Source organism: Streptomyces sp. NPDC002057 (genome assembly GCF_040296665.1).
Lineage (GTDB): Bacteria > Actinomycetota > Actinomycetes > Streptomycetales > Streptomycetaceae > Streptomyces.
Genome location: NZ_JBEOXR010000059.1, coordinates 24,091 through 36,498 on the forward strand (window position 1 = coordinate 24,091; position 12,408 = coordinate 36,498).

10 protein-coding genes, 1 pseudogene and 1 riboswitch are annotated in these 12,408 nt (G+C 69.8%); of the genes and pseudogenes, 6 read left to right on the top strand and 5 right to left on the bottom strand.

The genetic code is table 11. From position 1 onward, the window contains the following. The first annotated feature begins 86 nt into the window (after nucleotides 1-86). Complete coding sequence (locus ABT129_RS32360; RefSeq protein WP_502981973.1) at nucleotides 87-1,106, top strand: MASE1 domain-containing protein; 1,020 nt, start codon at nucleotides 87-89, stop codon at nucleotides 1,104-1,106. Nucleotides 1,107-1,358: 252 nt separating this feature from the next. Here ABT129_RS32360 and ABT129_RS32365 read toward each other — a convergent pair whose 3' ends face one another. Together ABT129_RS32365 and ABT129_RS32370 are read right to left on the bottom strand one after the other, a co-directional pair. Continuing rightward, nucleotides 1,359-2,447: a Gfo/Idh/MocA family protein gene (locus tag ABT129_RS32365; protein ID WP_351908790.1), complete on the bottom strand. Its 1,089-nt coding sequence runs from the start codon at nucleotides 2,445-2,447 to the stop codon at nucleotides 1,359-1,361. Between the two features lie 46 nt (nucleotides 2,448-2,493). After that, on the bottom strand, nucleotides 2,494-3,198 hold the full coding sequence (locus ABT129_RS32370; protein WP_351908746.1) for a hypothetical protein: 705 nt from the start codon (nucleotides 3,196-3,198) through the stop codon (nucleotides 2,494-2,496). Nucleotides 3,199-3,975: 777 nt separating this feature from the next. Between ABT129_RS32370 and ABT129_RS32375 the strand changes: the two genes are divergently transcribed. Then, nucleotides 3,976-4,293, top strand: a complete 318-nt coding sequence (locus ABT129_RS32375) for a hypothetical protein (RefSeq protein WP_351908748.1) — start codon at nucleotides 3,976-3,978, stop codon at nucleotides 4,291-4,293. A 171-nt stretch (nucleotides 4,294-4,464) separates the two neighbouring features. On the opposite strand, the gene ABT129_RS32380 is transcribed toward ABT129_RS32375, so the two are convergent. From ABT129_RS32380 to ABT129_RS32390, 3 genes are read right to left on the bottom strand one after another with little or no spacing between them, the layout of a single operon-like run. Then, entirely contained in the window at nucleotides 4,465-5,598 is a 1,134-nt protein-coding gene (locus ABT129_RS32380) for a bifunctional 2-methylcitrate synthase/citrate synthase (RefSeq protein ID WP_351908750.1), read from the bottom strand. Nucleotides 5,599-5,616: 18 nt separating this feature from the next. Next, nucleotides 5,617-6,522: a methylisocitrate lyase gene (prpB, locus tag ABT129_RS32385; protein ID WP_351908752.1), complete on the bottom strand. Its 906-nt coding sequence runs from the start codon at nucleotides 6,520-6,522 to the stop codon at nucleotides 5,617-5,619. Next, a complete protein-coding gene (locus ABT129_RS32390) occupies nucleotides 6,522-8,042 on the bottom strand; it encodes an MmgE/PrpD family protein (protein WP_351908754.1) in 1,521 nt (506 codons plus the stop codon). The genes prpB and ABT129_RS32390 overlap by 1 nt, the downstream gene beginning before the upstream one ends. A 181-nt stretch (nucleotides 8,043-8,223) precedes the next feature. Here ABT129_RS32390 and ABT129_RS32395 point away from each other — a divergent pair, with 181 nt between their 5' ends. The 4 genes and pseudogenes from ABT129_RS32395 to folP all read left to right on the top strand — a co-directional run bounded on the left by ABT129_RS32395 (nucleotide 8,224) and on the right by folP (nucleotide 12,276). Continuing rightward, nucleotides 8,224-9,654: a short-chain fatty acyl-CoA regulator family protein gene (locus ABT129_RS32395; RefSeq protein ID WP_351908756.1), complete on the top strand. Its 1,431-nt coding sequence runs from the start codon at nucleotides 8,224-8,226 to the stop codon at nucleotides 9,652-9,654. A 42-nt stretch (nucleotides 9,655-9,696) separates the two neighbouring features. Further along, a riboswitch (cobalamin riboswitch) is annotated at nucleotides 9,697-9,915 on the top strand. Nucleotides 9,916-10,080: 165 nt separating this feature from the next. Beyond that, a pseudogene (locus ABT129_RS32400) lies at nucleotides 10,081-10,953 on the top strand (5-methyltetrahydropteroyltriglutamate--homocysteine S-methyltransferase); the annotation flags it as partial. Between the two features lie 13 nt (nucleotides 10,954-10,966). Then, nucleotides 10,967-11,389 (top strand): hypothetical protein, encoded by a 423-nt coding sequence (locus ABT129_RS32405; RefSeq protein WP_351908758.1) that lies wholly within the window; start codon nucleotides 10,967-10,969, stop codon nucleotides 11,387-11,389. Further along, a complete protein-coding gene (gene folP / locus ABT129_RS32410; RefSeq protein WP_502981974.1) occupies nucleotides 11,386-12,276 on the top strand; it encodes a dihydropteroate synthase in 891 nt (296 codons plus the stop codon). Before ABT129_RS32405 ends, folP begins: the two co-directional genes overlap by 4 nt. Nucleotides 12,277-12,408: the final 132 nt, after the last annotated feature.

A 12,408-nucleotide genomic window follows, 5' to 3' on the forward strand; every position in this document is an offset into this window, starting at 1 on the left:
CGGTCCTCGGACCCGGCCGGGCCGTGCCGGACGGCGGCGCCGACACGCAGGGCCTTGCCCGGTCGTGGCGGCCCGGCCGGTGTCTGATGGCTGACGTGTTGGATATTCGGCAGTTCCGGTCCTCTACGCAGGCGGCTCTGATGTCGCTGGCCGTGGCGGTTTGCTACTTCGCGGCCGGACGACTCGGTCTGATGGGACGCCTCGTCGTCGAAGGCGTGGTGGTCACCCCCATCTGGCCTCCCACCGGGGTCGCCGTCGCCGCCCTGCTGCTGCTCGGCGCGCGGGTCTGGCCTGGGATCGCCCTCGGCTCCTTCCTCGTCATCGCCTCCCTCACCACTCCCGGGCCCACCACAGTGGTCACCGTGGCCGGCAACACCGTCGCGCCACTCTGCGCCTTCCTGCTGCTGAGACGGGCCGGTTTCCGGCGTGACATGGCGCGGCTGCGGGACGGACTCTCCCTGGTCTTCCTCGGCGGGTTCGGCGCCATGATGATCAGCGCGACCGCGGGGGTCGGACTGCAGGTGGCGAAGGGCTCCCTGGACACGAGCGAGTTCTGGCCCGTCTGGCTGGCCTGGTGGGTCGGCGACACGATGGGGGTGCTGCTCGTCGCCCCGCTCCTGCTCGTCCTCGCGGGGCCGGCCGGACGGTTCCGGGTACGGCGGTGGAAAGAGGCGGCCTTTCTGGGGCTGACGACCCTGATCCTCATGCCCATGGCCGTGCTCAGCCCGAGCAGCTTGCTCTTCCTCGTCTTCCCCCTGCTGATCTGGGCAGCGCTCCGCTTCCAGCTCGCCGGAGGCATGCTGTGCGCGCTCTTCGCCTCCGTGCTCGCCACCTTCGAGGCGACCTCCGGACGGGGCGCGTTCCTCCACCTGACGGACGTCCAGATCATGGCCAAGCTCCAGGCGTTCAACGGTTCCGCTGCCCTGACCGCCCTGCTTCTCGCCTCCATCATCACCGAGCAGCGTGCGACCCGCCGGTCGGTGCGCCGCGCCTGCCAGGAACTGGCGGAGGTCCTGGAGCACCTCGCGGCGGGCGAGCCCTCACCGGGTCCACCCGGCGCCGCCGAGAGCCGGGCAGCCCCACCCGGCGGGCACCGGAATCCGTGATCCCCGCGCCGGAGCCGGCGCAGGGATCAGGAGCCGTACAACGACGGCAAGGCAGGGCAACTGTCCGGCGCCGACGAGCCGGTGTGTGATGGCGTTGGAGATGCACGGTCCGAGCCGGCGGCCTGCCGCGTGAGCGTCCGGCGAAACGCCAAGATCACGCGGTACAGCCGCCGCGTCAGTGCCTGGCGTGACCGGCCGGATGCCCCGTCCCCGGTGATCGGCCGACCAGGGAGGGGGCACGACGACGAACCGTCACCCCTGTCCGTCCACGATCATCCGTTCCAGAACCCGCTGCACACGGAGGCCGTCCTCGAACGACGGTGTGGGCGCGCGTCCCGCGCGGATCGCCGCGGCGAAGTCGCCGACCTGGTGAACATGCGCGCTTCCGTAGCCGACGGGCTGGCCCGGTTCCCACCACATCTCCTGGTACGGATGCGTCCGCTCGGTCACCAGGATCGTCCGCTCCACGACGCCCTGCAAGCCGTCGGCACCCTGTACGAAAACGAGCTCTCCGGGGCGCTGGAGCTCGAACGATATGCGGCCACGACTGCCGTACACGTCGATCCCCAGATCCACCTTGCGCGAGACCGCGACGCGGGACATGCGCATTTCCACCAGTGCCCCGGAAGCAAGCGAACCGCTGCACACCGCGATGTCCTCCGTCTCCGACGACAGAACGGCCGGATCGTGGGCGCCTCGGCGCGGGTACGGTGCGGTCATCGTCGACGACATGGTGGGCATCTCTCCGGTCAGATGCGCCACGAGGTCGACGAGATGGGCGCCGAGATCTCCGATGACGCCCGACCCGGCCACCTTCTTGGAAGCGCGCCAGGTGTCGGGCCGGTGAGGGTCGAGCCGCACGTCCTGAAGGAACCGGGCACTGACGAGCAGGACATCACCGAGTTCGCCTTGGTCCATGAGCTGCTTGGCCAGTGTCACCGCGGGCACACGCCGATACACGAATCCGATGGAGGCGTGAACTCCCCGCTCGGCCGCCGCTGATGCTGCCGCCGCCATGCGTTCGGCCCCGCCGAGGCTGTTCGACATGGGCTTTTCGCACAGTACATGCCGTCCGGCGCGGAGTGCCGCCACGGAGATGAACTCATGGGAGTCGTTGGGGGTGCACACGTCGATCACGTCGACGGGCGCGTCGATCAGGTCCTGAACGCGGTACACCGGGGTGCTCCATCCCCAGCGGCGGGCGAATGACCGGACGGCCTCCTCCGAATCGTCCGGACCGCCGGCAACCGCGACCAGGTCGATGTCGTCCGTGCCGAAGAGGCTGGCTGCGTTCTTCCAGGCGAACGAATGCACTCGCCCCATGAAACCGATTCCGGCCATTCCTACGCGCACTGCGTCTCCCTCCACGTTGCCGTCGAACAGCGGACTACGGCTTCCACCACCAGCTGTCCGTCGGTCTGCCCAGAATTCCGGAAGCGCTGGCGTCGGCCAGCATCGCGCCCTCAAGATCGCGAAGTCTTTCCGCGCGCTCCGGGAGTGTGACGCCGTCGGTGAACTCCAGCGCGGTGGCGACGCTGCGGATCAGGTCGGCGCGAGGAAGTTTCGTGAGTTCTGAATCATGCATGCGCCATTTGAACGGCGGAGGGTATGCGTCATTGAGCATGTATTCGATGAGCACGAGATAGTCGAGTGCGCGACGAGCCAGTTGACTCCCGATCAGCGACTCACCCCGCAGGAGGCCCTGCTTGGCCACGCCCCAGGCGTGCTTCACGTACGACTCGAACGCGTGCGGCAGGAGGGTGGCCAGATCTTCCGATCTGCGTCGCACAGCGCGATCGACGCGGGAGAGCCCGTCGCCCGACTCGTCGATCATCACCTGGTAGTGATGGAGCGAGTGCATCTTCTCGAGGTACAACTCGTCGAGGTTCGGAGGTGCCGCGAGAATCGCATCAACAGTGGCCCACCGCATCACCTTCAGATCGATCTCGGGCAGGGATGCGGGCAGGTAGTGCGACTCGACGAATTTCGATCGCTCCCGGGTGACGCGGCAGTCGCCGGCCCCTCGGACCGAATCGAGCAACCGGGGTATGCGCGTGTACAAGTCGCTGCCGCAGAAAGCGTAGAGGTCCACGTCCGAAGTCCTGGACTCGTCGGCGGTGTCCTGCCATGTGCGGCGGCCACCGAGGACGATGGACGAGAGACCGGTGTGCGCCCGCAAGTTCAGACACCACGCCGTCAAGGCCTCGCGCACTCGGAACTCCCCAAGGTCGAACCCCGATGACAGGTCGGGCGGAGGTCGCTTACCGGTCCCACCGGATGCTATCCGACGGACCGCGTTCACCGTATGGAGAGGAACGCGATTTAAATTGGCCCTTATTGGTCGTTTCAAACACGGCAGCCGCAGTTCGTGATCTGCGGCGCGTCGCTGCGGGTCATCGGGTGGGGGCGGCGGCAGAGGTGGGAACGGCCGCCACGATCTTGATCGCTTGTGACGACAAAGATGCCCCGACATGGCGCCATTCCAGTCAGGCAGGTGCGGGAAGTCTGGCGGGAAAGGACCTGTGGCCGACAGATGCCGATGCCTACGGTGGTGGCCATGCGGAGACGGGTTCTTGCAGTGCTGGGCATCATGGGTCTGCTGCAGACGGGATGCTCGACCCATGGGGTCGGCTCAGCCGAAAGCCCGTCCACATCCTCGGCTTCCGTTACGCAGCAACCTTCAAAACTGCTTCCCCATGTCATGCCGAAGCCGACATCAGACGATGTGGATGCCTTTCCCACTCCGGATTACCAGGCAAGAGGCAGTGAGAACCTTGAGCGGTTGGTGCGTCGCGAGACGGTCTGGCTGGCTGGGTACGCGGACGGGCGGATCACTGCTCAGTGCCCCGACAAGTCTCCTCGTACCGGCATGACTCTCACATGCACCAGCGACGTTCTGGGTGTCAAGGTGACGTGGACCGTCACCGTCACGTCCGTCTCGGCGTCCTCCGTCTCATACGAGTTCGATCCGAACAGTGGGCTGATCCTCCGCGACGGTGTAGTGAGCAGCTTCTACGGCGAGTACTCCGGCGCCAAGACGGTCCGCTGCAACGACATTCCCGAAGCTGTTCTGGTCCCCCTGAACAAAGAAACCACGTACGCCTGCCAAGCCCAGTACGAGGGGGAGGGCTTCTCCGCACCCCAGCGCGTCACCCCCACCACGAAGGGGCCCCAGCTCAGCGACTAGAGCGTGTCTCTTCGACAAGCTGGTCTCCCCCGACGCACGACGCTCCCGTGCCGCTGAGAGAGGTGTTTGGCGTCTCAACTCCGCAGAGCTGAGGTCTCGTTGGTCCCTGGTCATGCCGCACTCGACCTGCCGCGTGCTCTCCTGCCCGGACGCGGCCTTCCCCCACACCCTTCAGTGCCCAGGAAGCGGGCGCTGGTCGGGGCCGGTGTAGGCCCCGAGGGGCCGGATCAGGGCGTTGTGTTCGAGTTGCTCGGTGATGTGCGCGGTCCAGCCGGTGACGCGGCTCATCACGAAGAGGGGGGTGAACGTCGGGATGTCGAAGCCCATGAGGTGGTAGGCGAGGCCGGCGGGGTAGTCGAGGTTCGGGTGGATGCCCTTGCGGCTGATCATCGCGTGCCGGAGCGCCGCATGCAGCGTGGCGAGGCGGGTGACGTCCGGTTCGGCGGCGCGGGCGACGAGGCGGTCGGTGGCCTCCTGCATGATCGGGACGCGGGAGTCGCCGTTCTTGTAGACGCGGTGGCCGAAGCCCATGATCTTGCGCTTGGACGCCAGGGCCTCGTCCAGCCAGTCCGCGGCGCGCTCCGGGTCGCCGATCTCGTTCAGCATGTGCATCACGGCTTCGTTGGCGCCGCCGTGGAGCGGGCCCTTGAGTGCGCCGATCGCCGCGGTGACCGCGCTGTAGAGGTCGGACAGGGTTGAGGTGACGACGCGGGCGGTGAACGTCGAGGCGTTGAAGCTGTGTTCCGCGTAGAGGATGAGGGAGATCTCGAAGCAGCGGATGACCTCGGGGGCCGGGAGGGCTCCGAAGCACATCCGGAAGAAGTTCTCGGCGTAACCGAGTGACGGGTCGGGCTGGATGGGGGCGAGCCCGTGCCGACGGCGGTGGTCGGCTGCGACGACGACCGGGAGCTTCGCCAGCAGGGAGAGGGACTTGGTCCGGTTGGCCTGTGGGCTGCCGTCGTCCTCGGTGGGGTCTTCGGAGCCGAAGAAGCTGACGGCGGTCCGCAGTACGTCCATCGGGTGGCAGGTTTCCGGAAGCCGGGCCAGGACCTCGGTGGTGGTGCGGTCCAGGGGGCGCAGGGCCCGCTCCTGGGCCTGGAACGCGCGCAGCTGGTCCGGGGTGGGGAGTTCGCCGTTCCAGAGGAGGTGGGCGACTTCCTCGAAGGTGCAGTGGGCGGCGAGGTCCTGGACGGGGTAGCCGCGGTAGGTGAGGGAGTTGGTCTCCTGGATGACGGTGGAGATGGCGGTGGTGTCGACGACGACACCGGAGAGACCTCGGTGGATCTCGGGTGCGGTGGCGGTCATGGTGGCCTCCGGTGCGGGTCAGTCGCCGGGCGGGAGCGTGAAGTCGAACACGGTCGAGTCGAAGGCGTTGTAGTCCTCGTAGCCGAGCACCTCGTACAGCCGGGAGCGGGTCTGCATGCGCGGCAGGAGGGACTCCTGGGTGCCGTCGGCCGCGAGGGTCCTCAGGCCGTCCTCGATCGCGCCCATGGCGAGGCGGAAGAGGGTGACGGGGTAGAGCGCGATGTTGTAGCCGAGGTTCTCCAGCGTGGCCGCGTCGAGGAGCCTGCTCTTGCCGAACTCGGTCATGTTCGCGAGCAGGGGCACGTCGACGGCGTCGCGGAAGGCCGCGAACTCCGCCTCGTCGGCCAGAGCTTCGGGGAAGATCGCTTCGGCGCCGGCGTCCACATAGGCCTTGGCCCGGTCGATCGCCGCGTCGAGCCCCTCCACCGAGCGGGCGTCCGTCCTGGCCATGACGAGGAAGTCCGGATCGCGGCGGGCGTCCACGACGGAGCGGAGCCTGCGGACCATCTCCTCGCGCGGCACGACGGTCTTGCCTTCGAGGTGGCCGCAGCGCTTGGGGTTCACCTGGTCCTCCAGGTGGAGGCCGGTCAGGCCCGCGTCCTCCATGAGCTGGAGGGTGCGCGCGGCGTTCATGGGTTCACCGAAGCCGGTGTCCGCGTCGATGAGGACGGGGAGGTCGGTGGCCCGGGTGACCTGTTGGGCGCGGGCGGCGATCTCGGTGGAGGTGGTGAGGCCGATGTCGGGCAGTCCCAGGTCGGCGGCGAGCACCGCGCCCGAGAGGTACGCGGCGTCGAAACCGGCCTCCTGGATGAGCCTGGCCGAGTACGGGTTGATCGCGCCCGGGATCTTCAGGAGCCGGCCGGAAGCGAGCTGTTCGCGGAAGTGCCGCCGCCGGGAGGCGGGGGTGGTGTGCGTGTGCAGCATCAGAACAGGCCCTTCGGCAGGGTCGCGTCGTACGTGGCGACGGCGTTCGTGTCGACGGCAGGGAAGAGACCCGACAGGTCGGACGCGCCGAGTTCCTCCAGCCGATCCGCTGTCCGCAGGAAGTCGTCCTGTGCCTCGGGGGTGACGATGCCCTCGGTCAGGGTGCGGAACTTGCCCTGGTAGCCCGCGCGGTCGAAGGGGCGGGCGCCGGCCGGATGGGCGTCGGCGACGGCCAGTTCGTCCTCGACGACCGTGCCGTCCACCAGAGTGATCACCGCACGCCCGCCGAAGGCCCGGCGGGCCGGGTCGGGGTCGTGGTAGCGGCGGGTCCACTCCGGGTCCTCGACGGTGGAGATCTTCTGCCACAGCTCGACGGTGGCGGGGCGCTGGGCGCGCTCCGGGGCGTACGAGCGCTCGTGGTGCCAGCCACCGTCCTCCAGGGCGACGGCGAAGATGTACGGCACCGAGTGGTCGAGGGTCTCGCGGCTCGCGGTCGGATCGTACTTCTGCGGGTCGCCGGAGCCGGAACCGATGACGTGGTGGGTGTGGTGGCTGGTGTGCAGGACGATCGAGCGCACCTTGTCCAGCGGTCCCGTCCTCTCCCGCAGCCCCCGGGCGAGGTCGATGACCGCCTGGGCCTGGTACTCGGCCGAGTGCTCCTTGGTGTAGGTGTCGAGGATCGCGCGGCGGGCGTCGCCGGGCGCGGGGAGCGAGACCGTGTAGCGGGCGTCGGGACCGTCGAGCATCCAGGCGAGGAACCCGTCCTCGCCCTCGTAGATCGGGGAGGGCGATCCCTCGCCGCGCATGGCGCGGTCCACCGCCTCGATCGCCGCCTTTCCGGCGAAGGCCGGCGCGAACGCCTTCCAGCTGGAGATCTCGCCCTTGCGGGACTGCCGGGTCGCGGTCGTCGTGTGCACGGCCTGCTGGACGGCCTGGTACACGGTCGCGGTGTCCAGCCGCAGCATCGCCCCGATGCCGCCGGCGGTGGCGGCGCTGAGGTGGGCGACGTGGTCGATGCGGTGCGCGTGCAGGCAGACGCCCTTGACCAGGGCGACATGGATCTCGTAGGCGGCGGTGATGCCGCGCAGCAGGTCGGCGCCCGTGCCGCCGATGTGCTGGGCGACCGCCAGTAGGGGCGGGATGTTGTCCCCGGGGTGGGAGTAGTCCGCGGCCAGGTACGTGTCGTGGAAGTCCAGCTCCCGCACGGCCGTGCCGTTGGCCCAGGCAGCCCACTCCGGCGACACCCGCGTACCCCCCGCGACGCCGAAGACGGACGCGCCCGCGGGTGTCCGGTGGCCGAGGGCCTGGGCGCGGGCGACCGCCACGGGGCGGCGGCGGAGGGATGCGACGGCGACCGACGCGTTGTCGATGACGCGGTTGATCACCATCTCCGACGCCTCGGGGTCGAGCTCCGGCGCCTCCTGCGTGCCGGTGGCGACGACGGCCAGCTTCCAGGCGAGCTGCTCCTCGCGGGGCAGGCGGTCGGCGCTGGGGTGGACGCGTACCTGGTGGTCGATCACGGGACTCCTCGCGGGGTGCGGTGGACGGGGCGTACGCCGGTGAGTCTTCCTCTCCGGCGGGCTCGGAACGAGGAGGCCACATTGCGTAATCCGTCCATGGGGAACCTGCGAATCGGCGAATCTTGCGAAATCTGCGGATGGTACCTTCGCAGAGGAGGGAGCCGAAGGGAGCGTGATCCGCATGGGACGGCCTGCCGGACGGAAGATCTACGCGCACGCGAAGCTGCGCAGGTTGCGCCGGGAGCGGGGGATGAACCAGGTGGAGCTGGCGCGTGCTCTCGGTCTGTCCACCAGCTACCTGAATCAGATCGAGCACAGCCGGCGCCCGCTGACGGCGACGGTGCTGATGCGTATCGCCGAGGTCTTCGGCATCGACCCGGAGTTCTTCTCCGAGGCGGACGAGGAGCGTCTGGCGACCGATCTGCGCGCGGCCCTGGGGGACGAAGCCTGCGGCACGTCCGTACCGTCGGACGAGATCACCGATGTGGCCCGTGACCATCCGGAGGTGGCACGCGCCCTGGTCGCCCTCCACCAGCGGTACAGGGACGCCTCCGAACGTGTGGCGGCTCTGGCTTCACCCGAGGACACCGCAGGTCTGCTGCCCGCCGAACCCCACGACGAGGTGCGGGACTTCTTCTACGCCCACCACAACCACTTCGCCGCCCTCGAGAGGGAGGCCGAGTCGACCGCCGCGGCCCTGGGCATCGGTCGGGCCGGTCGCGCCGCGGAAGCGCTCGCCGATCGCCTCGCGGTCGGGCACGGCATCAAGGTGCTCCAGGCGGGCCCGGAGAGGTCCGCCGATGCCCGGCGGTTCGACGCCGAGAGAGGCCTGCTTCTGCTGTCGCCCTGGCTCAGCGAAGGACAGCGCGCCTTTCAACTCGCCACCCAGCTGTCGTTCCTGGAGCACGGACCGCTGCTGGACGAGCTGGTGGAAGCGGCGGGGCTGGCCTCGTCCCAGGCGGAGGGCCTGGCCAGGATCGGTCTGGCCAACTACTTCGCCGGCGCGGTCCTCATGCCGTACACCGCATTCCACACTGCCGCCGAGAAGCTCCGCTACGACATCGAGCTGCTCCAGGCCCGCTTCGGCGTCGGCTTCGAAACCGTCTGCCACCGCCTGTCCACCCTGCAGCGTACGGACCGCCGCGGCGTCCCCTTCTCGTTCCTCCGCGCCGACCGCGCCGGCAACATCTCCAAGCGGCAGTCCGCCACCGACTTCCACTTCTCCAGGCTGGGCGGGACCTGCCCGCTGTGGACCGTGTACGAGGCCTTCTCCGCACCCGGACGCATCCTCACGCAGGTTGCCGAAATGCCGGACGGCAAGAAGTACTTCTGGATCGCGCGCACGGTCACCCGCGGCGGATTCGGCCACCACGCCCCGCGGGCCGACTTCGCCGTCGCCCTCGGCTGCGAGCTGCGCCACGCGCCACGCATGGTGTACGCGGAAGGCATCTCGCTCGATGATCCGCGCGGCACCACCCCCATCGGCCTGGGCTGCCGGATCTGCGAACGGCAGGACTGCGCCCAGCGGGCACGGCCCCCGGCCGGCGGCGTCCTCGCCGTTGACCCCGACCGGCGTACCCACGTCCCGTACCCGGTGGTCGGCGAGCTCTGACACCGAGGGGCCCGCGCCCGGCGGCGTGGCCACACATTCGTCTCATTTTCGGGTCTGAATGGTGGACTTCGCTGGTGGCAGGAGACGTCGTAAGAGGGAACCCGGTGGGAATCCGGGACTGCCCCGCAGCGGTGAGCGGGAACGACCGCCGTCATACGCACTGGGACCGGAGAACGGTCCTGGGAAGCGACGGCCAGTAGGTGTCCTCCACGAGAGGGCGTGCCCGCGAGTCCGAAGACCTGCCCGTTGCCCGCACGCGGACGATTCCGCGCGCGGACATTCCGGTGACCTCGTGGGCGGGTCGGCGTACACGACGAGTGGCACGTGCGGATTACTCTCGCGACGTGCTTCGCGCGTTCTGGCGTTCCTTCGCGTCCATGTCCCGGTTCCGGGGTGTTCTGGACACATCTCGCGAAGGAGAGTTCCGTGACAGCGAAGCCCGCGGCAGCACGAGCCACCGTGTACGGCTACCCCCGCCAGGGTCAGAACCGCGAACTGAAGAAGGCCGTCGAGGGCTACTGGAAGGGCCGCGTCACCGCGGATGCCCTCCAGCGGACTGCCGCCGACCTGCGCCGGTCGAACCGGCAGCAGCTGACCGACGCCGGTATCCACGAGGTCCCGACCGGTGACTTCTCGTACTACGACCACGTCCTGGACACCAGTGTGATGGTCGGCGCGATCCCCGAGCGGCACCGTGCGGCCGTCGAGGCGGACCCGCTCGACGGGTACTTCGCGATGGCCCGGCACCCGGGACATCGCACCGCTGGAGATGACCAAGTGGTTCGACACCAACTACCACTACCTGGTGCCCTGGCTCGGACCCGACACCGTCTTCACCGCCGACTCCCGCAAGCAGGTCGCCGAGCTGCAGGAGGCCCTGGCACTCGGACACACCGCCCGCCCGGTCCTCGTCGGCCCCCTCACCTACCTCCTGCTCGCCAAGCCCGCCCCCGGCGTCGCAGCCGACTTCGAGCCGCTGACCCTCCTGGACCGGCTGCTGCCCGTGTACGCGGAGGTCCTCGCCGATCTCCGCGCCGCGGGCGCCGAGTGGGTGCAGCTCGACGAGCCCGCCCTGGCGCAGGACCGCACGCCCGCCGATCTGAACGCCGCCGCGCGCGCCTACCGCGACCTCGGCGCGCTCACCGACCGGCCCAAGCTGCTCGTCGCCTCCTACTTCGACCGGCTCGGCGACGCCCTCCCCGTACTCGCCGCCGCTCCCGTCGACGCCTCGCCCTCGACTTCACCGAGCGCGCCGAGGGCAACCTCGAAGACCTCGCCGCCGCCGGCGGCCTGCCCGGAGCACCCGCACCAGATGCACCGCACCCTCGGCGACACACGGGTACGTGCCGTCGACCTGTTGGCCGTACGACGCCCCGGGTCTCCCCCGCCGAGTGCCCAGATCCGTTCCACCGTGGCTCTCGCTCTGGAGTACTCCGCCGCCTGGCTGCGGGGACGGGGCGCCGTCGCCGACGGGCCGCGGGAAGGCACGGCGGCCGCTGAGCCCGCCCGCGCCCGGCTCTGGCAGTGGCGCAGGCAGCGGATGGTCACCTCCGCTGAACTCCGCGAGCTGATCGACACCGAGTGCACGTCGTCGGACCGCGCGCACCCCGGCCGGCCACTGATGGAGGCTCGTGAGTTCCTCGAACGGGCCTTCCTCTCTGACGAGTTGCCGCCCTTCCTGACGACCGAGGCATACCGCCGGCACCTCATTTCCCGGACGGCGGTCCCGTCATGACTCCGCCTGCGGCGCCGGCCGGCGCACCGGGCGCCGTCGGCCAAGGCGGCGCTGTCGCCGGTCTCCCGGACTGGGGCCGGTGCGCGGTCATGGGCGTGGTGAACGTGACCCCCGACTCCTTCTCCGACGGCGGCCGTTGGTTCGACACGACGACGGCGGTCACTCACGGCCTGGACCTCGTGGCCGGGGGCGCCGACCTGGTCGACGTCGGCGGCGAGTCGACGCGGCCGGGCGCCACCCGGGTCGACGAGGACGAAGAGCTGAGACGGGGGGTACCCGTGGTCCGGGCCCTGACCGCCGAAGGGGTCGTCGTCTCCGTCGACACCATGCGCGCCTCGGTCGCCGCGCGGGCGATCGACGCGGGCGCGGCTCTCGTCAACGACGTCAGCGGGGGTCTGGCGGACCCCGCGATGGTTCCGGCCGTCGCGGCCGGCGGCGTTCCCTTCGTGGTGATGCATTGGCGAGGGTTCAGCCACGACATGAACAGCCGTGCGGTGTACGGGGACGTGGTGGGCGAAGTCGTCGCCGAACTCGCCCTTCGCGTCGAGGCCGAGGTGGGCGCCGGCATCCCGCCCGAGCGGCTCGTGATCGATCCGGGGTTGGGCTTCGCGAAGCGGGCGGAGCACGATCTGAGCCTGGTCGCGGGGCTCGGTGCCCTGCGTTCACTGGGCCGCCCCGTGCTGGTCGCGCGCTCCCGGAAGAGGTTCCTCGGGCATGTCCTGTCCGACCCCGAGGGAGTCCCCCCGCCCGCCGAGGGCCGGGACGCCGCCACGGCCGCGCTGTCGGCGATCGCCGCCTACGCGGGCGCCTGGGCCGTCCGGGTACACGACGTCCCGGCGACAGCCGATGCCGTCAGGGTCGCGCACGCGATCGCGTCGGCCACCTGAGGAGGCCGGGCGGCGTAGTCGCCTCGCCGACGCGCCGCCCCGGGTCACCGGGGCCGCACCCCATCACTGTGGTGCCCCTGCACGCTCACCGGGCCAGGACACGGGCGGTCTGCAATGTGGCGTGAACCGCAT

What these genes read in the sequence shown, in the direction of transcription:
- prpB (WP_351908752.1), bottom strand. Translation starts at nt 6,522, where the DNA reads ATGCTGCACACGCACACCACCCCCGCCTCCCGGCGGCGGCACTTCCGC.
- ABT129_RS32395 (WP_351908756.1), top strand. Translation starts at nt 8,224, where the DNA reads ATGGGACGGCCTGCCGGACGGAAGATCTACGCGCACGCGAAGCTGCGC.
- ABT129_RS32360 (WP_502981973.1), top strand. Translation starts at nt 87, where the DNA reads ATGGCTGACGTGTTGGATATTCGGCAGTTCCGGTCCTCTACGCAGGCG.
- ABT129_RS32365 (WP_351908790.1), bottom strand. Translation starts at nt 2,447, where the DNA reads ATGGCCGGAATCGGTTTCATGGGGCGAGTGCATTCGTTCGCCTGGAAG.
- ABT129_RS32380 (WP_351908750.1), bottom strand. Translation starts at nt 5,598, where the DNA reads ATGACCGCCACCGCACCCGAGATCCACCGAGGTCTCTCCGGTGTCGTC.
- folP (WP_502981974.1), top strand. Translation starts at nt 11,386, where the DNA reads ATGACTCCGCCTGCGGCGCCGGCCGGCGCACCGGGCGCCGTCGGCCAA.
- ABT129_RS32375 (WP_351908748.1), top strand. Translation starts at nt 3,976, where the DNA reads ATGACTCTCACATGCACCAGCGACGTTCTGGGTGTCAAGGTGACGTGG.
- ABT129_RS32405 (WP_351908758.1), top strand. Translation starts at nt 10,967, where the DNA reads ATGCACCGCACCCTCGGCGACACACGGGTACGTGCCGTCGACCTGTTG.